Genomic DNA, 23,070 nt, shown 5'->3' with positions numbered 1-23,070 from the left:
GCTTCTAATTTTTTTATCTTTTTTTGTCAAGTAACTTTACTTTACAAAAAAAATGTGTTATCCTAGTATGGTTGATGAAAATCACTAGATTGAATCGAATTTAAATACCTAAAGGAGAAAAGAAAATGGCAGTACCTGCACGTCGCACCTCAAAAGCGAAGAAAAACAAACGTCGTACACACTACAAAGTAACAGCTCCATCTGTAAACTTTGACGAAACTACTGGAGATTACTCACGTTCTCACCGCGTATCACTTAAAGGATACTACAAAGGACGTAAAATCGCTAAAGCTGCATCAGCTGAATAATAGAAGGGAGATACCATGCGCGTAAATATCACACTTGAACACAAAGAATCTGGTGAACGCTTGTACCTTACTTCTAAAAACAAACGTAACACTCCAGACCGTCTTCAATTGAAGAAATACTCACCAAAACTTCGCAAGCACGTAGTGTTTACAGAAGTTAAGTAGGGGTTCAATACGAATCAATACATAAGAAAAACGCTGATTTAAAGCGTTTTTTCTTTTTGCCAAATGCGATATATTGCACTGTATTTCAATCCAAACTCTACCTTTTTCTCTACCTTTTTTCTTAAGACCTGGTTTGGAAAGTATGAATTTCAGTTGGACTAAAAACAGCGTAATATCAAGACTTTTCTCCGCTTTTATAAAAGCGTTTTTCCAATCAAATTCAACTAATTTTATCTAAATGGTGTGGATTTTACCCCCAAAATTACAGAGAATGGAGCTGATAAACACTAAACGTTCACACCATTAGTTAAATGATTTTTTTCATCATTTTTCTTAGATGATAGAACTTCTAATTTATTTCTTATTCAAGCAAAAACAACCTGCTATAAGTAAGAAAGAGGAAGATACAAGAAAAACACGGCGTAAAAACCGATTCAGTTCATTGTCCTCAATCCTTGTCTGCTTCATTTTCTTTTACGAGATCGTTTTGTGAATCTTTTTCAGAGAGTTTTTGATCAATATACTTGTCAATGTTTTCATAAAATTCCTTGGTCGCTTCACTATCTAATGTTGGCGAGTTCTGAACTTGATTCACTTTCAATTGAACAGATTGAATACCGTAAGAGGCTTGTTTTTGGTGGAGTGTTTCTAATTCTTCTTCTGAAATCGGATCTCCAACAACCGTCAAGACCAATTCATTGTTACTTGACTTGTAGACTTGATTAATAACCGTATAATTGGCGAACTCTTTTCCTACAAACTGTTTGATCCCTTCTTTGCGCGCTTGTTCTATTGTCAGAGTAACTGCCGAATAGCTAGCTGGAAGAATCAACAATACAATCAAAGAAATCAAGCCAATTCTCATTTTAATGCTCAGCTCTTTAAATGAAGTTAAAGGAGATTTTCTCATCAAAATTCTTGTTCCAACAATGTTGGCTAGCATGATAAAGACACAGTTGATCAAGAAAAGATAGAGAGCCCCCAATAAAAATCGTACATTCCCATTAGCTAAACCATAGCCAGCAGTACAGATAGGCGGCATCAAAGCTGTAGCAATGGCTACTCCTGGCACGATATTGTTTGCTTCTTTTTTCCTTGAACCGATCACACCAGCAATCCCACCAGCAATAGCAATGAGAACATCCCAAATGGTTGGAGAGGTTCGTGCGATCAACTCGCTACTTGCATAAGACAAGGGAGAAATCCAGAAATACAGAGTCGAGACAAGCAAACTGACCAACACTTGAGTCAATAAAACCTCTAGAGATTGCTTGATTAAACGCGTATCAAAAATAGCTAAACCGAATCCCAGTCCAACAATCGGTGTCATGAGAGGTGAAATTAACATGGCTCCAATAATAACAGCTGTTGAATTCATATTTAGACCGATAGAGGCAATAAAAATTGCACACATCAAAATCGCTGTATCTCTCAATCGAACATGAAGGTCATCGTATAATTTCTCACGGTATTCCCGTGTTGAATAATTGGCAGTCATTTGTCCTCTCCTCTTTCCTTATTTAAATCGGTATAATAATTAATAATAACAGCTGATAAACAGCCAAAAAATATGAGCCCATAAATCGTCAAGAAGACACTGGTAATCCTTCCAATCAAGGTCACAGCTAGGAGATCCCCGTAGCCGACAGTCGTCGAAGTCACAAAAGCATACCAAAGACCGTCTCCGTAATTTGTGATAGCAGGTTCAACTAGGAAAAGCACGCCTCCTGACCCAAAAACAAAGGTCACAAAACTCAGAGCAAACCGAGTAAAACCCGTAACCTGTATAATATGCCATAACATTTTTAAACGTCTCATTTGTTCTCCTTATTCATACTAGCTCCTGACCGAGCCGTTTTTTCCAATAATCAAAGTGAAGATAGGACATGATCTCCATCAGAGAAAGATAGACAAACTGATAGATCTGATTTAAGCTGATTATCAACTGATATTGTTTGAAAAATGACTGGAAGAAAGACCAGATATGACTGTCTTGAATCAGTCCCTTCTTAACATCAGACAGGATATTAGCTAAAGCTCCCAAGGACTGAAACGGTAAATCCTTGACATTTATATAGATCCGGTCCACCACATCATTCAGACTGGTATCTTGGATGGCATGAAATTCTCCAAAGAGAACTCCTGCCGCTCCAAGAGTAGAAACAAATTCCACCAAATAATTTCTGAGGAAATTTTCTCAACCTTTTCCCATAATGTGTTTAGTGCCATCCATAACGATCCCAACCAGAAAAAGGAAAGAAAATAAGCAAAGAAATTTTGCCGTAAATCCCAAAAAGCTTGAAGACTTGGTGTCGTTGGTTTTTCTAACTCTAAAATCAAAATGGTCATAATAATTGCTAGAACAGCATCTGTCAATGCAATTAATCTATCTTTCTTCATCAGATTACGTTGCCTTTCATTTTGTAGTATTCTATCTCATCGTATAATATTTATTAATCTTAAATATTGGATAGTCACTTCATATTTTGAGTACAAACAAGATACACTAAAAAGCATGTATCTGTCATATTTTATTTAACTTTAGAAATATTCATCCATCTAATCAATAAATATATCATATTTCACAATAAATGACTACTATCAAAGATACATTTTCTTTCAGATTTCTCCCTTTTAAACTTGGCTAACTTGACCTGCATTACCTAGGTCGCTTTGCTTTAAATTATACTTTTTTCTTAAAGATTTGCTACGAGTAGTCTTTCATGTGAGTAATTTTTATCAAAAAATTTCATAGATAAGTCCTATATATAATCATGATAAAGTAGTAAAAATAGTTGTTATCCTAGTTGATTAAAAAAGTCTTTGATTTCCTCATCTTTTATAAAATAATATATAATTTTCCCCTCTCTTCTAGTATCCAAGATGTTTTGATTGGCTAGTTTACGAAGATGGTGGGAGGCAGATGCCATACTGAGATTTAGTAAACAGGCTATATCACAGACACAGAGTTCTTCAACAGCAAGGAGATAAAAGATGATATTTATCTGTTTATTATCGGTAAACTTTGATAAAATACGAAGTGATTTTTGGACTTTTTCCTTTTCAAGGTAGTTCGTTGCGGTTGTAACATTTTGCTGATTTATAATATTCACTTGGCAGATACTATCTTTTTTCATAATTTTTTCTCCTAGCCGAACACAGTCCTTAGCATGTTAAAGCTGTTGTTTTCAATCAGGATATACATCCCCAGTCCTAAATAAACAACGGCAATAAACCATCTGCTATATTTTTCCAAAGTTTCTCCAACAGAAGGGACTTGTGCCAATTTTTGGGCAGAAAAAACCAAGAGATAAATCATGACTAGAAAGGTAAGTAAAGCCACTATCAAATTCGCTAAATTTAAGGTAATAAAATATGGGACAAAAACACCAATATTGTCAGCACCACAACTTGCAAAAGTAATCATAGCGACTAGAAAAATCAGGTTTTTATTATCTTTGCGCAAACCATCTTTTGCAATAGCTTCTCCATCAGAATCTCCTAAAAGCAAAACTTTGAGTCCTAGGAAAATTGGAATCAAACCGAGCAAACCTAAAATCTCTTTACTAGGAATATAATTTAAGACAAATGCAAAAAGTAAACTTAGCAATATTAGACTAACAGAGCCTAGAAATTGTCCTAAATAGATGTTAATGATGTCTTTTCTGCTTTTTCTTTTGGCAAAAAATAACATTAGGATAATAAGTAAGTCTACGGCTGTCCCAGAATACAGGATTATTGAAGTAACAACATTTTGAACCATAAAGCACCTCATTCAAATATATTTTTGAATGTATTTTAACATTAAACTTTGTAGATGTCAACTTCAGCTCCATCAAAATATAGATAAGAAGGTAGTGTCCCAAACATTAAAAAGCCCTGCCATCGAAATGATAGCAGGGCTTAACTTCAATATCCAGATGATATATTTATCTAAAAAAGGTAGAGTAAAAGGTAGAGTTTTTATTGATTTGTAGTGCGATATAATGAGTTTCCAAAAATCAAAAATCGCTTAAAATCAATATTTTGACATCTATTGACGTGTACTGAAACCCTTACTTAACCTCTGTAAGGATATAATTACGGTACCAGTATATCATAAATAATAACAAAATCTTGACTTTCCGAAAAATAAGTATTTTCCGGAAAAATATCGAAATTAAATCAAAACTAAAAATATCTCATACATTTGAACTGCACCCCAAAAGTTAGACAGAAAAAATCTAACTTTTGGGGTGCAGTTCATCAAAGGTGCTTTTCATTTTAAAAAACTTGTGGAAAAACTTCATCCCATATATCTACTAAGCTTTTCCCGTCAAATACTTTAGCTTCCATAGCTTCATCAATTGTATCAAACTGCTGACCTTCATAATCATAACCAACTACACATATACTCGATAAAAAGCAAGCACCTCGGCTATTATAATTAAATTCAAGATCTTTGTCTAAATATTTTTTAATTTCATCCTTTTTCATATAGGACCATCCCAACTAAAACAATCTCAACAAACAAGATTTTTTCCTTAGATTCTATTCCCACTACTAGCTTTCTATGATGCTGACGATTTCATCTTCAAAATATTCATAAAGAGTTCCATCAACATCTACCAGCAAGGAGTCAATCTCCTCGTCATTGTCAGAGGCGTCACAATAGTCTTCTACAAATCCTCTAACTACCGCGCCATTTTTTAACGTGATAATTACATCTGTACGGTTAAATTTCCAGAGTGTCATTTAAATATTCCTTTCAATATTGGCTAATTGCTTTGCTTTTTCGTAGTAAGGTGTTAAGAAATCGATAAAACCTTGTTTGTCGCTTGGATCATGTTCCTCTAAAAATATCATCAACTCAAAGTCATTGAGAGCGTCAAACATTTCAGAGTTTTCATTATCCCAAGCCTCGGAAAATTCCGCATCTTCTCCAAAAAGAGCGTTAAACGTAAAGGAAAAATCCCAAAAATTATCAATCTGACCACTGACTGTTTGCTGGAGCATGTCTAATACTTGTTGACTATAACCCATTACCCTTCCCCTCCTAATAAGAACGTTGTAGCATATTGAGCTACGTTCCAAAAATTTAACAGACAAAATCTAATTTTTGGGGTGCAGTTCATTCATCAAAGATGATTTTTATTTTAATAATACTGCACTTCAATTCCATCCATAATTTCTACTAAAGTGTTATCGTCAATTTTTAGAGAAATCAGATCAATGAATGATGATACCTGGTATTCCTTATCTCCAATCACCACTACAATATCATGAACAGAATTAGGAAAAATCCCACATACTTGACCATTATAATCAAAAGAGGCATCCCAACCATTGTCATATAACTCTTGTAAATCATCTAATATTGCCATATAAACTAAATCCTTTTCCATAGTGTTTTCTTTCAAATAAGGCAGGTAAAAGCACCTAGATTGTTCTAAGTCCTATGAGATTGTTTTAATCGAGACAATCTCACTCTCAAAGAGAGAAATTTCAGTAGCTTCATCTGGACTAGGATTAGCAATGAGAATAGTGATTTCATCTTGCTCATCATTGTCCATTTCGTCAACAAAGTCTATGACACGTCCCTTGATTATCTTATCGCAATTAGTGACTATCTGAACCCTTGATCGAAGATACTTCCAAAGCTGTTTACTCATTTATTTTCCTCTCTGCTATTTTTTCGATAGTTCTTATACTTTTTATAGTTAGTCGATAAAATCGCCTAGGTTGAACTAAGCACTAATAATTTTGATTTTCTTGATAATATCTTCAGGATATGAGCGATCACCTATAACTATTTCGTCAGGACCATCTAAATCATAACCGTCAAACCAATCAACCACCCTACCCTTGATGGAGGTCCCATCTTCTAAAATAAGGCGAACATTTTTATCAACATATTCCCATAATTTCATTAAGTTCCTTCTCTCTAACATCGGAACAATATGACCCAATATTAGTTATTTACTAATGGCTTTTAGTTCCTGTTAAAAGCATTATAGCACACCTTACTTGCTAAAGTACAACAAGCACCCCATTAGACTAACCTGCTACTTTGCTTTCTTGTAAAAATGTTGTATACTTAAGTAAATAAAGGAAGTAATCTTGTTCCCCCCTGTCTACTATGTGGTCGGAATGATGGTTACTTCTTTTTTCCCCCTTACTATCTCAATAGCCTTGTATTTAAAAGTTTTTTAGGCTATAATTAAATTAACGAATAGAGGTTTTCCATCTCCCCTTGAAACAGATCTTTCTGCGGTAGGAGGTGGGACGCCTCTATTTGTTTTTTAAGTCAAAATGATGTAAAATTAATTCAAGAAAGAAGTGTGGTTTTCCCGCCTAAAAGCTCTATAGCTGTGGGAGGGTCACGCTTCTTTTTACCTCTCAAAAGAGAACGCAAAAAAAGCCGTCTCATTCTTTGAAGCAGCAATGAAATCAATCTAGCAAATATCTAAGCAAACCCAGAAATCAACCTTTTAAGACAAAGCAAAAAGCCCACTGTTGTAGGCTTTCTGTAAGATATTTCTTAAAATTAAAGCATCTTGTTGTAGAATTCAACGACAAGTGCTTCGTTGATTTCTGGGTTGATTTCGTCGCGTTCTGGCAAGCGAGTCAATGAACCTTCCAATTTTTCAGCATCGAATGATACGAATGCTGGACGTCCAAGAGTAGCTTCTACTGCTTCAAGGATTGCTGGAACTTTCAATGATTTTTCACGAACTGAGATTACTTGACCTGGAGTTACACGGTATGATGGGATATCAACGCGTTTTCCGTCAACAAGGATGTGACCGTGGTTTACGAATTGACGAGCTTGACGACGAGTAGTCGCAAGACCAAGACGGTAAACAACGTTATCCAAACGACGTTCCAAAAGAAGCATGAAGTTGAAACCTAGGATTCCGCCTTTGATTTTTGTAGCTTGTACGAACAAGTTACGGAATTGTTTTTCACCTACACCGTAAGTGAAACGAAGTTTTTGTTTTTCAGCCAATTGCAAACCGTATTCTGACAATTTAGAACGGTTGTTTGGTCCGTGTTGTCCTGGTACGTAGTTACGACGTGCCAATTCTTTACCTGTACCTGTAAGTGAAAGGCCAAGGCGACGAGCTTGTTTCCAAGATGGTCCTGTATAACGTGACATATGTATGTCCTCCTGATATAAATAATATTTGGCGGAAATAGTCACTTAGAAAGCCCTGATTCGTGCAGATGCCCTTCGCCTAAACAGCCAAGGTTACTTGTCATAAGACACCTGTTGACGAGCTTCATGCTTTCCTGCTGCTATTTCACACAAAGGCTATTATACCATGAAAAGCTAGATATGTAAAGGGATTTTACAGCTTTATTTCAAATTGAGGCTGAATGTAAATTTGCTTCCTAAGCCATATTGACTTTCTGCTGTGATTTCGCCACCAAGCTGATGGGCTAGTTCGCGTGCAATCGCAAGTCCTAATCCATGTCCACCTGTCTTCATATTGCGCGAAGTTTCTACACGATAAAGTCGTTTAAAGATCTTTTCCAAATCCTCAGGAAGGATTCCCTGACCCTCGTCTTTCACACTGATTCTCAGCTCTTGTTCTGTTAATTGGGCAAGAACCTCGATTCTGGTTCCTGGTTCTGAATATTTAAAGGCATTGTTTAACAAATTGACCAGAATGCGAGAAAGTTTGTCAGAATGGCTCTTGATTTTCGCCGACTCAGGTGATACTTGAATGTAAACATCTCGCTCCTCTTGTTCAATCTGGAGTTGAAATTCACTCATTGACTCAATCAACAGCTGATCTAAAAAGACCTCTTCGACTTCTTCATCAGCAGTATCTTGAGGTTGGGTGTTAAGAGTCAGAACATCCAATTCCTCCACTAGCTTGTTTAGACGCTCGGTTTGCCGACCAATCGTGGCTAAGTAGTGGAGTCGCTCCTCTTCCTTAATCACTCCATCTAGAATTCCCTCCACAGTAACCTGAATGGAGGTAATGGGAGTTTTAATATCGTGAGAGAGCTGCGCAATCATCATTCTCTTTTCTTGCTCGCTCTCATCAAGTGATTGAAAGGTGGCTTGCAAATTGTGGGACATGTCATTAAAAGCCTGGCCCAGCTCTTGAAATTCTAATGGTCCCTTGGTTTCAATTTCTGTGCTGAAATCCTTGCTTGCTATATCCTGAGCTTGTTTTTTCAAATGTTTCAGAGAAGAGAACACTGGCGACAAAAGAAAGATGCTCACTGCAGCGCCAATGAAACTAGCAATCAAGGTCATTCCAACGAGAAAGTAAACTTCACTTTTCTCGATCAACATCCGTTGGACTGCCCAGAAAACGACCAAAATCGTTAGTAGAGTCGACACTAGATACCCCACTAAAATATAGTTTTTTAATTTCATGTTCTACCTCTTGGTCTTTCCATCTTATAACCCAAACCCCAGACAGTTTTGATAGCAGGAGCATTTGAATTTGTATACTTGGTCAACTCTTGCCTCAAAGCATGGATATGAACATTGAGTGTATTGGTATCATCTACATAGTCCTCTTGCCATACCTTCTCGTAAAGTTCCGTCTTTGAAAAGACTCTCTCGGGATTGCTGGCTAATATCCATAGAAGTTCAAAGGATTTTACTGTCAATTCCAAAGGTTGCTCCCCAATGCGAACCTCATGAGTCACATGGTTGATTACCAAGTCACCAAACTCGATCTGTTCTGTCTCTCCTCCACGGCTAAGGCGACGCAAGATATTATTCACTCTTAAAACCAATTCGCGTGGGCTAAAGGGTTTGACTATAAAATCATCTGCCCCCAAACTTAATCCATAAATCTTATCCTGTTCGCTTGTCTTAGCAGTTGTAAAGAGGAAGGGTTGATCCGGAGCGATATACTGAACTTCACTGATAAAATCATACCCGTCCATATTGGGCATCATGATATCTGTGATAATGAGGTCGATAGATTTTTTTCTGAAAAGCTCTAATCCCTCCTTACCATCATGGGCGACCAAAACATCGTAACCTGCCTGTATAAGATAGCGGTTTTGAATATCTAGAATATCTATTTCATCATCAACCAGCAAAATTGTCTTTTTCATCTGACACTCCTTCGATAAAAACAGTGTTATACTTGCTTTAGTATAACACTATTTTCTCTAATGTTTAAGTGATTTGAATCTTAATCTTCTCGTTTGGTTGTCAAACCCAAAAGTCCAACAAGCCCTGCCAAGGCTAGACCAACTATACCAAGGCCAGCTGTAGCTGTTTGAGCTTCCCCAGTATTTGGTAACATCGCTTTATCATCTTTTTTCATCATATTAGCCATTGGGCTAGAAGCTGGTTGATCTACTTTCATATCTGACATATGGTGATTTGTACCCATCATACCCTTAGTCGTACCTGTAGAGCCTGTTTCAGAAGGCTTCGTATTCATCTGACCTTGTTGAGATGGTATTGTCGCCATTTCTTTTCCACGAAGCTGAATCGTTACTTGACGAGTAGCAATCAGATTGGTCAAATCAGGTTTGCCATCTTTAGATCCATAGACTTTAACAGTAGCTAGATATGTATGGGTTCCGTTAGCTCGAAGTTGATCCAGCAAGGCCTGACCATCTTTGCCAACCGTATTGCCATTCAAATCCACTTCGTAGAAATATTGACCTTTAGCCAAGCCTTCAAGTGGCAATAGGGCAGGATTTTTAGCTGTTCCGTTGTCTGACCATGGAGCTTTGTCTGAAGCTTTTAACAAGAGGCGAGTCAACATACCATCTCCACCAAAAGCTTCATACGGAATAACTTGGTTGACACCAGCCAAGAAAGGTCCAGGAACCTTAGCCTTATCAAGGTAGCTAGCTGGAACATCAATCATGTCTTTGACATTGTTAACAACAGACTCTTTAACCTGATTTGGTGTGGTCAAACCATTCAAATTAACAGTCAAATCTTTAGTCGCTACCAGATTAGTCAAGTCAGGCTTGCCGTCTTTCGCACCGTACACCTTGATAGTAGCTTTATAGCTTTGAGTACCATTTTGTTTCAAGAGGTCAAGCAGCTCTTTATCTGATTTTCCTTGGGTGCCTGCCAAGTCTACTTCATAGAAGTAAAGACCTTTGCCCAATTTCTCTACTGGTGGGAGAGCAGGATTTTTAGCTGTTCCGTTGTCTGACCATGGAGCCTTATCGGATGCTTTCAAGATAAGACGAGTTAACATGCCGTCTCCAGCGAAGAATTCATATGGAATGACTTGATTGACACCAGCTGTAAATGGTCCTGGGAAGTTAGCCTTGTCCAAGTAAGTGGCTGGGACATCTACTGTATCTTTGGTATTGTCAGCCACACCTTTTTGGACTTCAGCTGGAGTGGTCAAGCCATTCAAATTAACAGTCAAATCTTTAGTTGCTACGAGGTTAGTTAAGTCAGGCTTGCCGTCTTTCGCACCGTACACCTTGATAGTAGCTTTATAGCTTTGAGTACCATTTTGTTTCAAGAGATCAAGCAACTCTTTGTCAGATTTGCCTTGGGTTCCGGCCAAGTCTACTTCGTAGAAGTAAAGGCCTTTGCCCAATTTCTCTACCGGTGGGAGAGCGGGATTTTTAGCTGTTCCGTTGTCTGACCATGGAGCCTTGTCGGATGCTTTCAAGATAAGACGAGTCAACATGCCGTCACCAGCGAAGAATTCGTATGGAATGACTTGGTTGACACCAGCTGTAAATGGACCTGGGAAATTGGCTTTGTCAAGGTAGCTAGCCGGAACATCTACTGTATCTTTGGTGTTGTCAGCCACGCCTTTTTGCACTTCAGCTGGGGTGGTCGCTGGTTGCGCTTCACTGGCTTCACGGTCTTGTCCAGAAACTGTAGACGCAGGACTTTCCACAGGTTTAACTGCATCTTCTGTTTGTTTCTTAGAGTCAGGTTGTGCTTGTACTTCTTCTTTTGGCGCTACTGCAGGCTCTTTAGCAGTTGCATCCGCTTTTTCTGAAGAGCTTGTAGTATCCAAGCTTGCTTTAGGTGCTGAGTCTGCTTGTTCTGAAGGAAGAGCTACATCGACTGCTTTTTTGAGAACCTCTGCTGGTAAGTCGCTTTTTTCACTCACCGAAGCAGCGTCTGGCACGACTTGGGCAGGAGTCGGATTGACGACATCAGCGCGTGCAGAACTTGGTTGACCAACTAGGACAAAGAAGCCACTAGCCACAACAACTGAAGCAACACCGACACTGAGACGGCGAATAGACCAACGAGTATATCTCTGATTTGGATTGAATTTCATAGGATTCTCCTTAGAGTTTTCTTTTTTTGATGACTCTAGTATAATCTCCTAAAATTAAAAAGGATTAAGAAAAAGTTAAAATTTTTCTTAAATCCCTCTTATAAAATACTTATATTGACTCGTTAATTATTTGGAAAGAGAGTACCCTTCCTCTCCTACTCACTCAGTTCAGCTAGGGTGTCCAGATGTTGGTTATTAATGACGGCCATGATGTAGGCATCTGCCTGCAAGAGGTCATTGGGTCCGAATTGGACATCCAGAGGAGCATTTTCGTAGGCACGAAAGCCAAGTACGTTGAGGTTGTATCGCCCACGCAAATCCAACTGACTGAGGCTTTTATCTACCCATGATTGGGGGATTTTCATCTCGACAATCGATACATTCTTGTCCAGCTGAAAGACGTCTACACTGTTATGAAAGAGGATGGTCTGTGCCAATGAGCGCCCCATTTCAAACTCTGGTGAGATGACTGCGTCCGCGCCAATTTTTTCTAACACCTTTTTAGCTGTATGACTTTTGACCTTGGCAATAACGGTCGGCACCCCTAGACTCTTGCAGTGCATGACCGCGAGAACACTGGATTCTAGATTTTCACCCGTTGCGACAACTACGGTATCACAGGTGTCAATCCCCGCTGATAGAAGGAGTTCTTCATCCGTGATATCTCCAACTACCCCACGCGCCAGCACAGGTTCAAATTGATTAATGCGTTCCTCGTGGTCATCAATAGCAATGATATTCATGTCATGCTTGGCTAGAGCAGCCAAAACACTGCTCCCAAAAATTCCCAAGCCTAAAATTCCAATTGTCCGATCTGACATCGTTCTTCCTTTCTTATCCAATAGTGATATCTGCTTTCATATAGTGAATCGTATCTTTCTTGTCTGGCTGGTATTCCGCTACACTGACCAGTAGTGTCAAGGGACCAATACGGCCGATAAACATCAACAACATAACGATACTGAGGGCTATCTTGCCTAGCTCTGGTGTTAAATTTGCCGTCACCCCAACTGTCGCAAGGGCTGAAATGGTCTCAAACATGAGGTAGATAAAGCGCGGATTTCCTTCTGCGGTTACCCCTAGCAGAATCAAGCCCAGCAAGAATGTTAGCAAGAAGATAATAAAGACACTGAAAGATTTTTGCACGGTTCGGGGTTCAATAGTCCTCCGAGCCACATTGGCATGAGGCAAGCCCAATAGTTCGCTACGAGCGAAGACCAACAAGACAAAGAAGGTCGTAATCTTGAGCCCCCCTGCTGTCCCTCCAGGCGCCCCTCCTAGAAACATCTGTAGGATATAGATGAACAAGGTAACTGGTCGAGCCTGGGTGTAGTCAATGGAAGCAAAACCTGCCGTTCTCATGCTGACGGTCTGAAAGAAACTAACCAGCAATTTCTCTGGAGCGCTGAGATTTCCAATCGTTCCAGGATTGTTCCACTCAATGAACAAAGTCGATACGGTTCCAAAGAGCAGAATTCCCGCCGTTAAAAAGAGAACCAACTTGGTATGGAAACGCAGACGGCGTTTTTTCTTTTTCCCAAACTGGGTCGCTAGGTCAAACCAGACCATAAATCCTAGCCCCCCCGTGATAATCAATCCTGCGATCACTAGATTGATCAAGGGATCCGTTTGAAAGGCTACCAAACTCGTACTTCCAAAATTATCAAATCCAGCATTGCAGAAAGCTGAAACAGCCAAAAAGATAGAGGTTAGAATCCCTCGCCCCCAGCCAAATTCAGGAATAAAGCGGAAACTCAAGAGAAAGGCACCGATCCCTTCCACCAAAAAAGTCGTCAGAAAGATTGAGCGGATGAAGTCCTTTAGAGACTGGGTTTCTCCATAACTGAAACTTTCTTGAATAGTCTCACGACCACGAAGGCTGAGCTTTTGCTTGCCTTGGATATAAAAGATTCCGATAAAGGTCATGAGCCCCAAACCACCAATCTGGATCAAAATCATACAGATCAACTGGCCCCAGATATTATAAGTCGAAGCCACTGGCAGAGTGAAAAGCCCTGTCACACAGACCATGGACACGGTCGTAAAGAGATGGTCAAAGTAGGTCGCTTGTGACGTTTCTGCTTGCACAAAGGGGAGACTTAAAAGGAGAGAACCCAAGAAGATTACTAGGGCAAAACTTAAAAAGATGCGACGGGCTGGCGACAAGCGTCCCAGTATCGTCTTGATTTTTTCCAAAAAAGATTTGAATAACATAACTACATTCTACCATAAAAACAGTCAGAACACTCACATGTGGTGCACAATGGCAAGACAGAGTTCGAGTGCCTTATCAAAAGCTTCTGAGCCCCAGTCACGACTGTCGTAGTTGTCCAGATCCGCTAAGGAATCTGCAGTAAAGAGCAATTCTCCCCAGACAACACCACGTAGCTGAGCCACTGCCGCAAGAGCCGAGCACTCCATTTCCACAACAGCGCAGCCTTCTTCCTTGCGATAGGCAACCTTTTCAGCCGTCTCTCGGTAAAAACCATCTGTCGTCCAGGTCATAACTTCCTCATAAGGAATGCCTCTTTGCTCCAAAACTTGCTCAATGGCAGAGACAGCCTCAATCTGCATCTCCATATAACGAGAAGGCGCTACATAATGGTAGCTGGTCCCCTCATCTCGCAGAGCGCGAACAGGGACGAGAAAGGCATTTTCCTCTATATCGGCTAGGACGCCACAGGTTCCAGTGGAAATGATTTGCTCCACACCATAGCCAATCAACCAATCCATAAACTGGGCCGCTGGGGCAGAGCCCACGGGCGCCTGGGCTAGACAGATCTCCTCGTCCTTGTAGTTGATGACATATACTGGATAGGTTTTGGTGGCAGAAACGAACTCACCAACACAGTCCGCCCCTACTTCCTGAGCATAGCGGTCAATCTCCTCCTCCAAAAATGCATAGATACACTTCTTTGGCAACTTCAAGTCTAACCCCTCATGTGTTGGCATAAGGACCGCTTGGGGGTTATCATCAAACTCTAAAATGGGAATCGCATGCTTCTGAATCATCGCCCACCTCCTCTAATTTTGTACTATTGTATCAAAAACTGACGGAGTGTCAAGGAGTTGTCTTTAGCAAGCCAGAAATCTCCTCTTCCATACACCTGAGAAATCGTTGCACCGCTGGAGAAGTCGGTTTCTGTTTTAGTAAAGTGATTGAGGACTATCACCAAAATACCAAATTCAACAATAAAAAAGCACAAATCTGCATCAGGTAATGTATACCCTTTTATATTATCTTGTACAAGAAGCCAAACCAATAGAATCTAGCCTCCATTTTGTCTAGGCCTACTCTATTTCCACAAACCACCTAAAATCTGTTTTTCTAATAAGTCTAGGTCTTCTTCCTTTATTTCTCCGTTGTCACTAACGATATAAAGCTGAGCGAAGTAAGCCAACAATGGACCAACACAAATACGAACCATTTGAGGAATCGTTAACTCTGGATTTACACGTGGATCTGCTAGCAATTCCTTATGAAGCACTCGAAGTTTATCTTGAATAGCACTCCAGATAAAAATCTGTTCATTTTTTAGTTTTTTATTTGAAAAACTCTCCTGCAGAATGATTTTCATCAAAGCACGATTTTTTTTGAGATAGCTCATACGATCATGGACGAGATAACGAACCCTCTCTTCTGTCGTTTCAAAAGCTAAGAGTTCCTCAAAAAAACTGCCGAAAATGCCTGGGACTACAGGATGTAAAATAGCCGTCAGTAAATCATCCTTCGTCTTAAAATACTTAAACAAAGTTGCTTGGCTTAGTCCAGCACGCTCAGCTATGTGAAGAGTTGAGGTCCCATGGTAACTCCTGGTTGATATGAGATCCACTGCTGCCTGCATGATTTTTTTCTTTCCTTGAGGGTAATTCGCTTCTTCTAAGTAATCTTCAAACGATTCAAAAACAGTCTTATCCATCTAATCTTCACACCTTTTTAGCATTATTTATGTTGATTTCTAAACTTTACGATAACGACGCAATCCAACAATATTAAGAATTGTTAAAATGATCAAGAAAACCATTAAAACACCAAGATTTGACAAAATATCACCAAGATTGTGCCCGTAAAGAATAATCTGGCTTATTGCATCACCAGAATAGGTTAATGGCAAAAATTTCCCCACAGTTGGAGCCCATTCTCCCATGGATGACAATGGAATAATTCCTGAGAAAAAAAGTTGGGGCATAATCACGAGAGGAATAAATTGCATCATTTGGAATTCTGATTTTGCTAGAGTAGACAAGAGAATTCCAAAAGCTAGTGCTACAAGAGCCAGTACCACATTAACTATTATAACATTTAAAATACTTCCTACAACTTCTACATCTAGTAGCCAAATTGCTGCTAAAACGACAACTGCCGTTTGAAAAATCGCAATAATACCGTAAGACAACATATAGCCATAGACGATTTCAGATCGTTTCACTGGTGTTGCTAACAAACGTTCTAGTGTTCCACTGGTGCGCTCTTTCAAAAGCGCCATACCTGAAATCAAAAAGACAAAGAAGAAAACTACAAAACCTATCAAAACCGGAATCATGCTGGTAAAGAAGCTTGTATTTTCATCTCCATACTGGTAAGACTCCTTGATTTCTGGTGTTTTTGCGTCCGAGTCCAATTGTGGAAGAGCTTGTTTAACACGAGATACTAACTGATCGGTGCCTTCACTGGCGATACTCGTTCGTAACACTTGTCGTGTCATAGTTGTTTTAGAAGCATCCGTATTTGCGTAGTCGACCTGGTACTCACCGTCTTTATAAGAAATCACAGCATCGACTTTTTCATTTGCTAGCGCTTCTTTGGCTTGATCTAAGTCTTGATAAGTCTCGACGTCCACATGATCGAGCTCATCCATTTTCGTTACCAAACCAGTTGGTAGATCCTGTGTTGCTAACTTGACATCCACGGTTGTACTAGCTGAAAACATGAGGTTCATCAACCACATGATAAAAACAGGTGCTATAAACATCAGAGCTAGAGTTCGTTTGTCGCGAAGTAATTCTTTGATGACTTTTTTTGCAATCGCTATTGTTCTCATTTTACTCACCTTCTGCTTTTAAAAATACTTCTTCAATACTTGAAACTTGATAACTTTCTTTTAAGTGTTGCGGTGTATCAAAAGCAATGATTTTTCCGCCTAATAATAAGCCGACCTTATCCGTCAACTCTGCTTCATCCATAACATGGGTAGTAACTAATATCCCAACCCCATTGTCTCTAAGCGCGAATAATTCTTTCCAGATTTTCTTTCGAAGAGAAGGGTCGATTCCAACTGTCGGTTCGTCCAAAATCAAGAGTTGAGGATTTCCTAAAAGCGCGATAGCCAGTGACAAACGCCGTTTCATTCCTCCAGAATAACCAGATACCGCCTTGTTTAAGTAGTCTGTCAGATCTACTACTTGAGCTATATAAGCAATTTCCGCCTTTAGGTCTTTTTTAGAAAGCCCCTTTAGCTGACCAAAAAATTCCAGATTTTCTTGGCCTGACAAGGACTCGTATAAAGCATCTGATTGGGCCATATAGCCAATATCTCCTAAAATATGGCGATTGGGCATAGTGTGATTTAACACTAAAGCTACGCCTCCATCAGCCTTTTCCATTCCTAACGTAGTCTTAATCATAGTTGATTTACCAGCACCAGACGGACCAATTAATCCTATAATTTCTCCTGGCTGCAATTCAAAGCTGACATGATTCAGAACTATTTGATGGTCAAAAGATTTTACTAAATCTTGTAAATGTAGTAATGTTTTCATTTACTTCCTCCTTGGTGAGTTAATACTCACTTTTTAAATCACCGAAGCTATTATAGTGAGTAATCACTCACTTGTCAAGAGAAAGGGTTAAATTCTTTAAAAAAATAAAACACCAGATTCGTATCTGATGTTTATAATGGATAGCTATTGCTTTTAGAGCTGTTTCTAAATCTCTTCACGATACTCCGAAATGGTCTTTCCTGTCCACTTTTTAAAGGCCTATTCTTCCTCTACTTTTCTCAGCCAATCCTACTACTGTCATCACAATAGCAACCTTGATAACCTTAGCTATGGAAATTCACTTTATCCGTTTTTATATGAAACAGACCAAGAAGTTCTCAACTCCGGATTGGTATTTATTCTAGAAAATCCTTCCTACATAAAACTCTCCCTTCTCTTTCGAGAAAGGAGATTCTTTTTTATCCTTGTCCGCCAGGGGCTGGACCGTCGCCTTGAGGGCCTCCATTTGGTCCACCGCCTCCAGGTATAGAATTGACGATTTCCGTTTGTTTTTCACCGTTGAGATAGATATCTCCACCTGTGTAGGTCGCTGTTCCATCAAAGTCAAAACCTGTTTGACCAGTCATTTTAATGGTCCCACCTGTGACCGTAATATTGCCGTTTGAGTCGATTGGGTCTGTGTCTCCTTGGCCGACTTCTACAGTCAGATTCCCGCCGTTCATAGTGAAGAAGATTTCATTCTGTTGGGCGTTTTTGTTAGCTGCGTTGACTCCATCATCTGTTGAGTAGATGCTAATATCCCCACCGTTGATAGTGATTGACTTACCTTCAAGTCCTTCTGTCGAATTCTTGACGGTGTAGGTACCACTATCGATGACGAGGTCTCCAGATGCGTGGATGCCATCATCTCCTGCTGTGACGGTGATGTTGTTGTTGGATAGGTACATGGTCCCAACTGAAGTATCCTCGTCATTGTCCACCTTGACCCCATCCTCTTTGGCATCGATGGTCATGGTCGTACCAGTGATGTTGAGTTCATCATTGACATTGAAGGCATCGCCAACTGCTGTGATGTTATAGGTTCCACCCGTGATGTGGAGGGTGTCGTTGGCCTTGATACCATTGTTCTTCTTGCCATCTACATTGAGAGTTCCTTTCCCGTTGATGGTCAAATCCACCTTAGAAAAGAGAGCTGCGTCTGCTTTTTCGTCACTGTTAGAGCTTGAGTCAGAGAGACTGTTGGTGGTTCCCTCTGCTAGAGTCAAGTAGACATGACCAGCTGATGTCGCAGATATCGCTGCATTGGTATTGGTCATGGTCGCGCCTTTTAGGACTAGATGAACATCTGCAGACTTATCTGCCTCGATCTTGATCTGCACTCCGTCAGACTGACCTGAAATCACATAGGTCCCAGATTTTGTGATGGTCACTGTTGATTCAGAGACTGTCACGCCATCCCCAAAGACGTTTGCTGATGAGCCAGATAACTCAATCTTAGAAGCTGTGCTTTCGTCATAAGAAGTATCATTGTCCTTCTCTGTAAAATAGGATGATTGGTTTGTCTTTGTTGCAGTTGTTGTGGCACTATTTGTCGTTGCATTGGTATTGGATGTAGTTGTTGACTGGGCACATGCTGCCATCAGCACTATTGCCGTTAAACTCGTTGCGAGTAGGGTCCATTTTTTTGATTTCATAGCTTTTTCCTCTCCTTCGTATGATATAGCTAGACAGTCTACAGAAGATTCCTGAAACAAAACTAAAACTTTTCTGAAAGTTTCCTTAAATTCAGTTTCGCTCAGTATTCTTTTGAAAGGGCTACTAGAAACAATTTGAGAGTACTAAAATGCATTTAATAGTTTTTAAAAGCAACATTCCCAAGTGCGATATCACTCTAACCCAAAAAGCCAAAAAGAAGAAAAATCTATAAGACTAAAGCTCATAAAAAGAACAGCCTCGGCTGTTCTTTTTAGTTTTCTTTTACTGGGATTTCCTTGATAACACGCGCAGGATTCCCAGCTAGGACGACATTGTCGCCAAAAGACTTGGTAATCACGGCCCCTGCTCCTACAACGACATTATTTCCCAGTGTTACTCCAGGAAGAACAATGACGCCACCTCCAGCCCAGAAATTATCTCCAATGGTGATGGGCTTGCCGTATTCGACCCCTGAATTGCGTTCATCCGGATCCAGTGGATGGAGTGGGGTTAAAAACTGACAGTTGGGGCCAAGCATGGCGTTGTTCCCGATGCGAATCGGACAAACATCCAGCATGGTCAAGTTCCAATTAGAATAAAAATTTTCCCCTAGATGGATATTGACTCCATAATCGACCACCAAGCGTGGATTGACATAGAGATTTTCCCCAGTTGAGCCAAACCAAGTCTTGATAATATCTGCTCCCTTCAAGGGATCTTCTTCCTTGTTAAAGGCAGCCTGTTTTTGGCGAGAAGCCTGCGCCAAGACCCGCAACTCTGGATCCGACGGACGGTAAGGCTCCCCTGCTATCATTTTCTGGTATTCGCTGGTCATCTTATCACCTCACACTTACTTTGGACTCATCATATCAAAAAGCCTTTGAAAGGTCAAGAATAGCCTGCTTTCTAGACTCTCAAAACCAATCCCCTCCAAGTCAAAACAACTTGCTTGACAAAAGATTGACTTCATGGTTTAATATACCCCATAAGGGTATATGTGGAGGTGCCTATGTTTCACTTATTATTTACAAAAATTGACAGTATTTCTACCAGCGAGTTAGAAGCTAAACTCAGAGAACCGATTCAGCTACTGGATGTTCGGACGCCTATGGAATTCCGTAGAGGCCATATCAAAAATGCAAAAAATGTTCCTTTAACGGAAATCGGTTCTTACACACCTGCGACAAAAGAAACACTCTATGTTATTTGTCATTCTGGTGTGCGAAGCAAACTAGCTGCGAAAAAGCTAAAGAAAAAAGGCTACGATGTCATCAATGTCCGAGGCGGTATGAGCGCTTGGACAGGCAAGGTCATCTAGAAGCATAAAATAATTGGCTACACAGCCTTGAACCTTATCGAAGGTCTGAGCGATAATATCCAATGGTGTCAGCTCAAAGACGATCTGACTAAGGGCCAAAAATCCCTAGATGTACGGATAAGTGGCGAATTTCAGGGGGGCGACCCAAGGTCGATACCATTCATATCCCCCTAAACAAACTATGGGAGAACTTGGATGAACCAGACAAGAACCAAACCTACATCCTTAACTGCCACAGTGTTTTGCGCAGCTAGATCACAGAGCGTATCCTCTAGTGGCAGGATTTACCGTCCAAAACCTTGATGGCGCTTATTCACAATATAAAATGGCTAATCCAGAAGGAGTCGAATATGGAAACGAGTATCAGCATGGCTGACTTTTATGAAAAATACCTAAATGAAAATCTAAATCTTATCGATGTACGTGAAGTGCATGAATTCCAAGCAGGACATGCACCAGGTGCTAAAAATCTGCCTTTAAGTACCTTGGAGCAAGGTTACAAAGAACTCAAACCTGACCAGGAATATCATGTCATCTGTCAAGGTGGAGTCCGTTCCGCATCTGCTTGTGAATTTCTAAGCGCCCAAGGCCTCACCGTTATCAATGTAGAAGGTGGTATGAATGCTTGGCCCGGTCAAGTAGAATAAGCAAAAAACCGATTAAGAAACTTAATCGGTTTTTTCATTTCTGCAACCCGCTGATATAGGGCTCGTAGCCCATCGCTTTTAAAAAAGAAGCACATTGACGGCATCTAAAAAGAGGTTGCTCGTTGGTATCGGGGGGACTCATCCGTTTGGCCGACATGATTTCTTTATCGAAATAGACTTAAATGCCTTTGTCTGCATTGTTTAGCAATAGCAAATTAGTTTATTTTCGTTTAATCAGGTATCGGATGGCCTTTTCTAGGCGTTCCTTTTGAGCCTCGGGGTCGTCTAGTGGTTGGTTGATACAGTCAGTGAGATTTTCAGTAATGATCATCTCAATCACGCGCTCAACGCTAGATTTCACTGCTGTCAACTGCGTAACAATATCTGCGCAGTCACGATCTTCTTCAATCATCTTTTGAATCCCACGCAACTGACCCTCTGAACGTTTCAGGCGTGTTATATACTTTGAGTTTGTCATTAATTTATCCTTGGTCACTTTTTCTTCATTATATCTCGAATAAGGGGCTTTGTCAAAATTCACTTCCTGTCTGTATTTGTAGGAGGCAACCTTTTCTCTGTATCAGAAAGAAAAGATTGATAAGCACGGAAATGGAAAAGAAACTCTGTCCTCCTTGAAGCTCGATGGGAAGTCACGTTTCCTTTCAACCAACTGACCTTTATGCGTATATCTTGGACAAATTGGACAAAAATGCTAGGATCACTATCCCATAGACTATAACTAGAGCCAGCCCAAATCCGATACCAAACCACTTGTAAAACTTGTCCATTCCGCTGTAACGTTCGACATAGGCCCTGGTCGGCTTGTCTGGATCATACCAGACCGTCAGTTCCGAATGAAGGGGGAAATGGGTCTGCATCAAGCGTTTGAAGGAAACAAAGGAGTTGCTGTAGCGAGTGATCGAAGGCGCTAGCATATCTTCTCTTGTATAGTCCTTTAAAAATTTAGTAGTCCCCCACGGAATTGTGATCGTTTTGAACATAAAATACTGCAAGGTTTTCTTATAAGCAATCCCATCCACCGTGTATTCGACGATAGGTGGATACCCCTCACGAAAACGGCTATAGCCGATAACCGTTCCCTGTACGGATGACTTGGCAAGACGGACCAACTTCTGATCTCGAAGATAGAGATAGAGAAAGGTCCCACACACAAATACAAAAGATAGGAAGATGACGATTGTCCCAACTATCAAACCAATTACTTCTTTATTCATATGAACTCCTCCTGTTATTTTATACAGTAAAATCTTAAAACTAACTCATCCAGAAAGGACATCGATGCCCTCGAGTCTACTCTTCGGATTTTTCTTTTGACTGTTTTTCTCTCAAATCTTTTACAGATTTCGATATGATATCTCTCACCTGTTCGTCAGTAAGTCCTGGAATCTGGTAATAAGGATTATTGGACTCGCTTTTTGACGGTTTTGTTCCTGAACTTTCGGTTTTAGAACTTTGTTCAGTCGAAGACGAGGATTTCGGCTCTGAGGAACTGGATTCTTTGGTCTTAGAGGAACTGGACGACTCAGACTCAGAAGACTTGGACGTTCCAGGCGTGTTAAAATCAAGCTTAGGCGGATTGTTTACTTGGACGTTCGGCTGTTTCACAGGTTTATAGAATAGCCCAAAAGACAACAACAAGGCCATCAAAATCCCAATACCAGCCAAGGTTCTTTTATTGGCTTCAGTCGAAGGAACCTTTACTCCCTTTGTACTGAGTATTTTCCATTCTGGATGCTCTTTTTCTATGGCTTTTTTCTGTCTCCTAAGAGGACCAAGTAGAAAATGATTAAAAGGCACAATCGTTACCATAGCCACCGTTATAAGCGGGACATAATTGGAATGACTTGATACCAGTAGAACATCGAGGATAGCGAGAAGAATGAAGAGGAAACGCCCCACAAACTTACGAACTTGATGCTCTTTTTTGATCTGCAAATATCTCTCTTGTGACATTATCA

31 protein-coding genes and 3 pseudogenes are annotated in these 23,070 nt (G+C 40.1%); 7 read left to right on the top strand and 27 right to left on the bottom strand.

The window, feature by feature from the left end:
* Positions 1-125: 125 nt before the first annotated feature.
* Together rpmF and rpmG are read left to right on the top strand one after the other, a co-directional pair.
* Positions 126-308 carry a 50S ribosomal protein L32 gene (gene rpmF, locus GMD3S_RS0204395; RefSeq protein ID WP_000290417.1) on the top strand — a complete coding sequence of 61 codons (183 nt, stop codon included), beginning with the start codon at positions 126-128 and terminating at the stop codon, positions 306-308.
* 15 nt (positions 309-323) lie between these two features.
* Positions 324-473: a 50S ribosomal protein L33 gene (rpmG, locus tag GMD3S_RS0204390; RefSeq protein WP_001265622.1), complete on the top strand. Its 150-nt coding sequence runs from the start codon at positions 324-326 to the stop codon at positions 471-473.
* Between the two features lie 448 nt (positions 474-921).
* Here the strand turns inward: rpmG and GMD3S_RS0204385 are convergent, their stop codons facing one another.
* The 6 genes and pseudogenes from GMD3S_RS0204385 to GMD3S_RS0204365 all read right to left on the bottom strand — a co-directional run bounded on the left by GMD3S_RS0204385 (position 922) and on the right by GMD3S_RS0204365 (position 4,236).
* Positions 922-1,971 (bottom strand): DUF389 domain-containing protein, encoded by a 1,050-nt coding sequence (locus GMD3S_RS0204385; protein WP_000126416.1) that lies wholly within the window; start codon positions 1,969-1,971, stop codon positions 922-924.
* Positions 1,968-2,291, bottom strand: a complete 324-nt coding sequence (locus GMD3S_RS0204380; RefSeq protein ID WP_001253404.1) for a potassium channel family protein — start codon at positions 2,289-2,291, stop codon at positions 1,968-1,970. The genes GMD3S_RS0204385 and GMD3S_RS0204380 overlap by 4 nt, the downstream gene beginning before the upstream one ends.
* A gap of 13 nt (positions 2,292-2,304) precedes the next feature.
* A complete protein-coding gene (locus GMD3S_RS0204375; protein WP_000397556.1) occupies positions 2,305-2,646 on the bottom strand; it encodes a hypothetical protein in 342 nt (113 codons plus the stop codon).
* Positions 2,628-2,873: pseudogene (locus tag GMD3S_RS10685) on the bottom strand (TMEM175 family protein); the annotation flags it as partial. The gene GMD3S_RS0204375 and the pseudogene GMD3S_RS10685, both read right to left, overlap by 19 nt.
* 398 nt (positions 2,874-3,271) lie before the next feature.
* Positions 3,272-3,610 (bottom strand): Cd(II)/Zn(II)-sensing metalloregulatory transcriptional regulator CadX, encoded by a 339-nt coding sequence (gene cadX, locus GMD3S_RS0204370; protein WP_000711083.1) that lies wholly within the window; start codon positions 3,608-3,610, stop codon positions 3,272-3,274.
* Positions 3,611-3,621: 11 nt separating this feature from the next.
* Entirely contained in the window at positions 3,622-4,236 is a 615-nt protein-coding gene (locus tag GMD3S_RS0204365; protein ID WP_000250556.1) for a CadD family cadmium resistance transporter, read from the bottom strand.
* A 28-nt stretch (positions 4,237-4,264) separates the two neighbouring features.
* Between GMD3S_RS0204365 and GMD3S_RS11130 the strand changes: the two genes are divergently transcribed.
* Complete coding sequence (locus GMD3S_RS11130) at positions 4,265-4,450, top strand: hypothetical protein (protein ID WP_009013804.1); 186 nt, start codon at positions 4,265-4,267, stop codon at positions 4,448-4,450.
* 286 nt (positions 4,451-4,736) lie between these two features.
* Here the strand turns inward: GMD3S_RS11130 and GMD3S_RS0204360 are convergent, their stop codons facing one another.
* The 16 genes from GMD3S_RS0204360 to GMD3S_RS0204280 all read right to left on the bottom strand — a co-directional run bounded on the left by GMD3S_RS0204360 (position 4,737) and on the right by GMD3S_RS0204280 (position 17,470).
* On the bottom strand, positions 4,737-4,949 hold the full coding sequence (locus GMD3S_RS0204360; RefSeq protein WP_000710706.1) for a hypothetical protein: 213 nt from the start codon (positions 4,947-4,949) through the stop codon (positions 4,737-4,739).
* A 66-nt stretch (positions 4,950-5,015) separates the two neighbouring features.
* The gene (locus tag GMD3S_RS0204355) at positions 5,016-5,207 is read right to left on the bottom strand and encodes a hypothetical protein (RefSeq protein WP_000177340.1); all 192 of its coding nucleotides are present in this window, start codon (positions 5,205-5,207) and stop codon (positions 5,016-5,018) included.
* Entirely contained in the window at positions 5,208-5,495 is a 288-nt protein-coding gene (locus tag GMD3S_RS0204350) for a hypothetical protein (RefSeq protein WP_000542381.1), read from the bottom strand.
* A 113-nt stretch (positions 5,496-5,608) separates the two neighbouring features.
* Positions 5,609-5,836: a hypothetical protein gene (locus tag GMD3S_RS0204345; protein ID WP_009013763.1), complete on the bottom strand. Its 228-nt coding sequence runs from the start codon at positions 5,834-5,836 to the stop codon at positions 5,609-5,611.
* A gap of 72 nt (positions 5,837-5,908) precedes the next feature.
* Complete coding sequence (locus tag GMD3S_RS0204340) at positions 5,909-6,124, bottom strand: hypothetical protein (RefSeq protein WP_000043341.1); 216 nt, start codon at positions 6,122-6,124, stop codon at positions 5,909-5,911.
* Positions 6,125-6,199: 75 nt separating this feature from the next.
* Positions 6,200-6,382: a hypothetical protein gene (locus GMD3S_RS0204335; RefSeq protein WP_000780387.1), complete on the bottom strand. Its 183-nt coding sequence runs from the start codon at positions 6,380-6,382 to the stop codon at positions 6,200-6,202.
* A gap of 617 nt (positions 6,383-6,999) precedes the next feature.
* Positions 7,000-7,611 carry a 30S ribosomal protein S4 gene (gene rpsD / locus GMD3S_RS0204330; RefSeq protein WP_000092756.1) on the bottom strand — a complete coding sequence of 204 codons (612 nt, stop codon included), beginning with the start codon at positions 7,609-7,611 and terminating at the stop codon, positions 7,000-7,002.
* A 201-nt stretch (positions 7,612-7,812) separates the two neighbouring features.
* Positions 7,813-8,847, bottom strand: a complete 1,035-nt coding sequence (locus GMD3S_RS0204325) for a sensor histidine kinase (RefSeq protein WP_000769387.1) — start codon at positions 8,845-8,847, stop codon at positions 7,813-7,815.
* Complete coding sequence (locus tag GMD3S_RS0204320; protein WP_000751224.1) at positions 8,844-9,542, bottom strand: response regulator transcription factor; 699 nt, start codon at positions 9,540-9,542, stop codon at positions 8,844-8,846. Before GMD3S_RS0204320 ends, GMD3S_RS0204325 begins: the two co-directional genes overlap by 4 nt.
* An 80-nt stretch (positions 9,543-9,622) precedes the next feature.
* Positions 9,623-11,710 carry a YSIRK signal domain/LPXTG anchor domain surface protein gene (locus GMD3S_RS0204315; protein WP_000671339.1) on the bottom strand — a complete coding sequence of 696 codons (2,088 nt, stop codon included), beginning with the start codon at positions 11,708-11,710 and terminating at the stop codon, positions 9,623-9,625.
* Positions 11,711-11,865: 155 nt separating this feature from the next.
* On the bottom strand, positions 11,866-12,531 hold the full coding sequence (locus GMD3S_RS0204310) for a potassium channel family protein (RefSeq protein WP_001283881.1): 666 nt from the start codon (positions 12,529-12,531) through the stop codon (positions 11,866-11,868).
* A gap of 13 nt (positions 12,532-12,544) precedes the next feature.
* Positions 12,545-13,924 (bottom strand): TrkH family potassium uptake protein, encoded by a 1,380-nt coding sequence (locus GMD3S_RS0204305; RefSeq protein ID WP_000897922.1) that lies wholly within the window; start codon positions 13,922-13,924, stop codon positions 12,545-12,547.
* A gap of 33 nt (positions 13,925-13,957) precedes the next feature.
* Positions 13,958-14,722, bottom strand: a complete 765-nt coding sequence (locus tag GMD3S_RS0204300; protein ID WP_000615020.1) for a nucleoside phosphorylase — start codon at positions 14,720-14,722, stop codon at positions 13,958-13,960.
* 284 nt (positions 14,723-15,006) lie between these two features.
* Positions 15,007-15,630, bottom strand: a complete 624-nt coding sequence (locus tag GMD3S_RS0204290) for a TetR/AcrR family transcriptional regulator (protein WP_000361926.1) — start codon at positions 15,628-15,630, stop codon at positions 15,007-15,009.
* Between the two features lie 39 nt (positions 15,631-15,669).
* Positions 15,670-16,752 (bottom strand): ABC transporter permease, encoded by a 1,083-nt coding sequence (locus GMD3S_RS0204285; protein ID WP_001259044.1) that lies wholly within the window; start codon positions 16,750-16,752, stop codon positions 15,670-15,672.
* A gap of 1 nt (position 16,753) precedes the next feature.
* Positions 16,754-17,470 (bottom strand): ABC transporter ATP-binding protein, encoded by a 717-nt coding sequence (locus GMD3S_RS0204280; protein WP_000854375.1) that lies wholly within the window; start codon positions 17,468-17,470, stop codon positions 16,754-16,756.
* A 230-nt stretch (positions 17,471-17,700) separates the two neighbouring features.
* Between GMD3S_RS0204280 and GMD3S_RS11125 the strand changes: the two are divergent.
* Positions 17,701-17,835: pseudogene (locus tag GMD3S_RS11125) on the top strand (low temperature requirement protein A); the annotation flags it as partial.
* A gap of 54 nt (positions 17,836-17,889) precedes the next feature.
* Here GMD3S_RS11125 and GMD3S_RS0204275 read toward each other — a convergent pair.
* Both GMD3S_RS0204275 and GMD3S_RS0204270 read right to left on the bottom strand, forming a co-directional pair.
* Complete coding sequence (locus tag GMD3S_RS0204275; RefSeq protein ID WP_000837416.1) at positions 17,890-19,125, bottom strand: carbohydrate-binding domain-containing protein; 1,236 nt, start codon at positions 19,123-19,125, stop codon at positions 17,890-17,892.
* Between the two features lie 272 nt (positions 19,126-19,397).
* Entirely contained in the window at positions 19,398-19,961 is a 564-nt protein-coding gene (locus GMD3S_RS0204270; RefSeq protein ID WP_000200257.1) for a sugar O-acetyltransferase, read from the bottom strand.
* 174 nt (positions 19,962-20,135) lie between these two features.
* Between GMD3S_RS0204270 and GMD3S_RS0204265 the strand changes: the two genes are divergently transcribed.
* The 3 genes and pseudogenes from GMD3S_RS0204265 to GMD3S_RS0204260 all read left to right on the top strand — a co-directional run bounded on the left by GMD3S_RS0204265 (position 20,136) and on the right by GMD3S_RS0204260 (position 21,091).
* Positions 20,136-20,444: a rhodanese-like domain-containing protein gene (locus GMD3S_RS0204265; RefSeq protein ID WP_000468871.1), complete on the top strand. Its 309-nt coding sequence runs from the start codon at positions 20,136-20,138 to the stop codon at positions 20,442-20,444.
* A gap of 9 nt (positions 20,445-20,453) precedes the next feature.
* A pseudogene (locus GMD3S_RS11120) lies at positions 20,454-20,820 on the top strand (rhodanese-like domain-containing protein); the annotation flags it as partial.
* Positions 20,795-21,091 carry a rhodanese-like domain-containing protein gene (locus GMD3S_RS0204260; RefSeq protein ID WP_000450167.1) on the top strand — a complete coding sequence of 99 codons (297 nt, stop codon included), beginning with the start codon at positions 20,795-20,797 and terminating at the stop codon, positions 21,089-21,091. The pseudogene GMD3S_RS11120 and the gene GMD3S_RS0204260, both read left to right, overlap by 26 nt.
* Before the next feature lie 220 nt (positions 21,092-21,311).
* Here the strand turns inward: GMD3S_RS0204260 and GMD3S_RS0204255 are convergent, their stop codons facing one another.
* From GMD3S_RS0204255 to GMD3S_RS0204245, 3 genes are all read right to left on the bottom strand, one after another.
* Entirely contained in the window at positions 21,312-21,569 is a 258-nt protein-coding gene (locus GMD3S_RS0204255; protein WP_002880547.1) for a metal-sensitive transcriptional regulator, read from the bottom strand.
* A 199-nt stretch (positions 21,570-21,768) separates the two neighbouring features.
* Positions 21,769-22,326 (bottom strand): DUF3592 domain-containing protein, encoded by a 558-nt coding sequence (locus tag GMD3S_RS0204250; protein WP_001031652.1) that lies wholly within the window; start codon positions 22,324-22,326, stop codon positions 21,769-21,771.
* A 76-nt stretch (positions 22,327-22,402) separates the two neighbouring features.
* Positions 22,403-23,065, bottom strand: coding sequence for a hypothetical protein (locus tag GMD3S_RS0204245; protein ID WP_000076910.1), 663 nt, complete (start codon positions 23,063-23,065; stop codon positions 22,403-22,405).
* Between the last annotated feature and the right edge of the window lie 5 nt (positions 23,066-23,070).

This window comes from Streptococcus sp. GMD3S (assembly GCF_000298695.2).
GTDB lineage: Bacteria > Bacillota > Bacilli > Lactobacillales > Streptococcaceae > Streptococcus.
The sequence above is the reverse complement of the archived record's forward strand: the minus strand, read 5'-3'. Positions and strand labels throughout refer to the sequence as shown.

Bases quoted from the DNA above. Each gene is read 5' to 3' on its own strand.
- rpmF (WP_000290417.1), top strand. From the start codon at position 126: ATGGCAGTACCTGCACGTCGCACCTCAAAAGCGAAGAAAAACAAACGT.
- rpmG (WP_001265622.1), top strand. From the start codon at position 324: ATGCGCGTAAATATCACACTTGAACACAAAGAATCTGGTGAACGCTTG.
- GMD3S_RS0204385 (WP_000126416.1), bottom strand. From the start codon at position 1,971: ATGACTGCCAATTATTCAACACGGGAATACCGTGAGAAATTATACGAT.
- GMD3S_RS0204380 (WP_001253404.1), bottom strand. From the start codon at position 2,291: ATGAGACGTTTAAAAATGTTATGGCATATTATACAGGTTACGGGTTTT.
- cadX (WP_000711083.1), bottom strand. From the start codon at position 3,610: ATGAAAAAAGATAGTATCTGCCAAGTGAATATTATAAATCAGCAAAAT.
- GMD3S_RS0204365 (WP_000250556.1), bottom strand. From the start codon at position 4,236: ATGGTTCAAAATGTTGTTACTTCAATAATCCTGTATTCTGGGACAGCC.
- GMD3S_RS11130 (WP_009013804.1), top strand. From the start codon at position 4,265: ATGTATTTTAACATTAAACTTTGTAGATGTCAACTTCAGCTCCATCAA.
- GMD3S_RS0204360 (WP_000710706.1), bottom strand. From the start codon at position 4,949: ATGAAAAAGGATGAAATTAAAAAATATTTAGACAAAGATCTTGAATTT.
- GMD3S_RS0204355 (WP_000177340.1), bottom strand. From the start codon at position 5,207: ATGACACTCTGGAAATTTAACCGTACAGATGTAATTATCACGTTAAAA.
- GMD3S_RS0204350 (WP_000542381.1), bottom strand. From the start codon at position 5,495: ATGGGTTATAGTCAACAAGTATTAGACATGCTCCAGCAAACAGTCAGT.
- GMD3S_RS0204345 (WP_009013763.1), bottom strand. From the start codon at position 5,836: ATGGCAATATTAGATGATTTACAAGAGTTATATGACAATGGTTGGGAT.
- GMD3S_RS0204340 (WP_000043341.1), bottom strand. From the start codon at position 6,124: ATGAGTAAACAGCTTTGGAAGTATCTTCGATCAAGGGTTCAGATAGTC.
- GMD3S_RS0204335 (WP_000780387.1), bottom strand. From the start codon at position 6,382: ATGAAATTATGGGAATATGTTGATAAAAATGTTCGCCTTATTTTAGAA.
- rpsD (WP_000092756.1), bottom strand. From the start codon at position 7,611: ATGTCACGTTATACAGGACCATCTTGGAAACAAGCTCGTCGCCTTGGC.
- GMD3S_RS0204325 (WP_000769387.1), bottom strand. From the start codon at position 8,847: ATGAAATTAAAAAACTATATTTTAGTGGGGTATCTAGTGTCGACTCTA.
- GMD3S_RS0204320 (WP_000751224.1), bottom strand. From the start codon at position 9,542: ATGAAAAAGACAATTTTGCTGGTTGATGATGAAATAGATATTCTAGAT.
- GMD3S_RS0204315 (WP_000671339.1), bottom strand. From the start codon at position 11,710: ATGAAATTCAATCCAAATCAGAGATATACTCGTTGGTCTATTCGCCGT.
- GMD3S_RS0204310 (WP_001283881.1), bottom strand. From the start codon at position 12,531: ATGTCAGATCGGACAATTGGAATTTTAGGCTTGGGAATTTTTGGGAGC.
- GMD3S_RS0204305 (WP_000897922.1), bottom strand. From the start codon at position 13,924: ATGTTATTCAAATCTTTTTTGGAAAAAATCAAGACGATACTGGGACGC.
- GMD3S_RS0204300 (WP_000615020.1), bottom strand. From the start codon at position 14,722: ATGATTCAGAAGCATGCGATTCCCATTTTAGAGTTTGATGATAACCCC.
- GMD3S_RS0204290 (WP_000361926.1), bottom strand. From the start codon at position 15,630: ATGGATAAGACTGTTTTTGAATCGTTTGAAGATTACTTAGAAGAAGCG.
- GMD3S_RS0204285 (WP_001259044.1), bottom strand. From the start codon at position 16,752: ATGAGAACAATAGCGATTGCAAAAAAAGTCATCAAAGAATTACTTCGC.
- GMD3S_RS0204280 (WP_000854375.1), bottom strand. From the start codon at position 17,470: ATGAAAACATTACTACATTTACAAGATTTAGTAAAATCTTTTGACCAT.
- GMD3S_RS0204275 (WP_000837416.1), bottom strand. From the start codon at position 19,125: ATGAAATCAAAAAAATGGACCCTACTCGCAACGAGTTTAACGGCAATA.
- GMD3S_RS0204270 (WP_000200257.1), bottom strand. From the start codon at position 19,961: ATGACCAGCGAATACCAGAAAATGATAGCAGGGGAGCCTTACCGTCCG.
- GMD3S_RS0204265 (WP_000468871.1), top strand. From the start codon at position 20,136: ATGTTTCACTTATTATTTACAAAAATTGACAGTATTTCTACCAGCGAG.
- GMD3S_RS0204260 (WP_000450167.1), top strand. From the start codon at position 20,795: ATGGAAACGAGTATCAGCATGGCTGACTTTTATGAAAAATACCTAAAT.
- GMD3S_RS0204255 (WP_002880547.1), bottom strand. From the start codon at position 21,569: ATGACAAACTCAAAGTATATAACACGCCTGAAACGTTCAGAGGGTCAG.
- GMD3S_RS0204250 (WP_001031652.1), bottom strand. From the start codon at position 22,326: ATGAATAAAGAAGTAATTGGTTTGATAGTTGGGACAATCGTCATCTTC.
- GMD3S_RS0204245 (WP_000076910.1), bottom strand. From the start codon at position 23,065: ATGTCACAAGAGAGATATTTGCAGATCAAAAAAGAGCATCAAGTTCGT.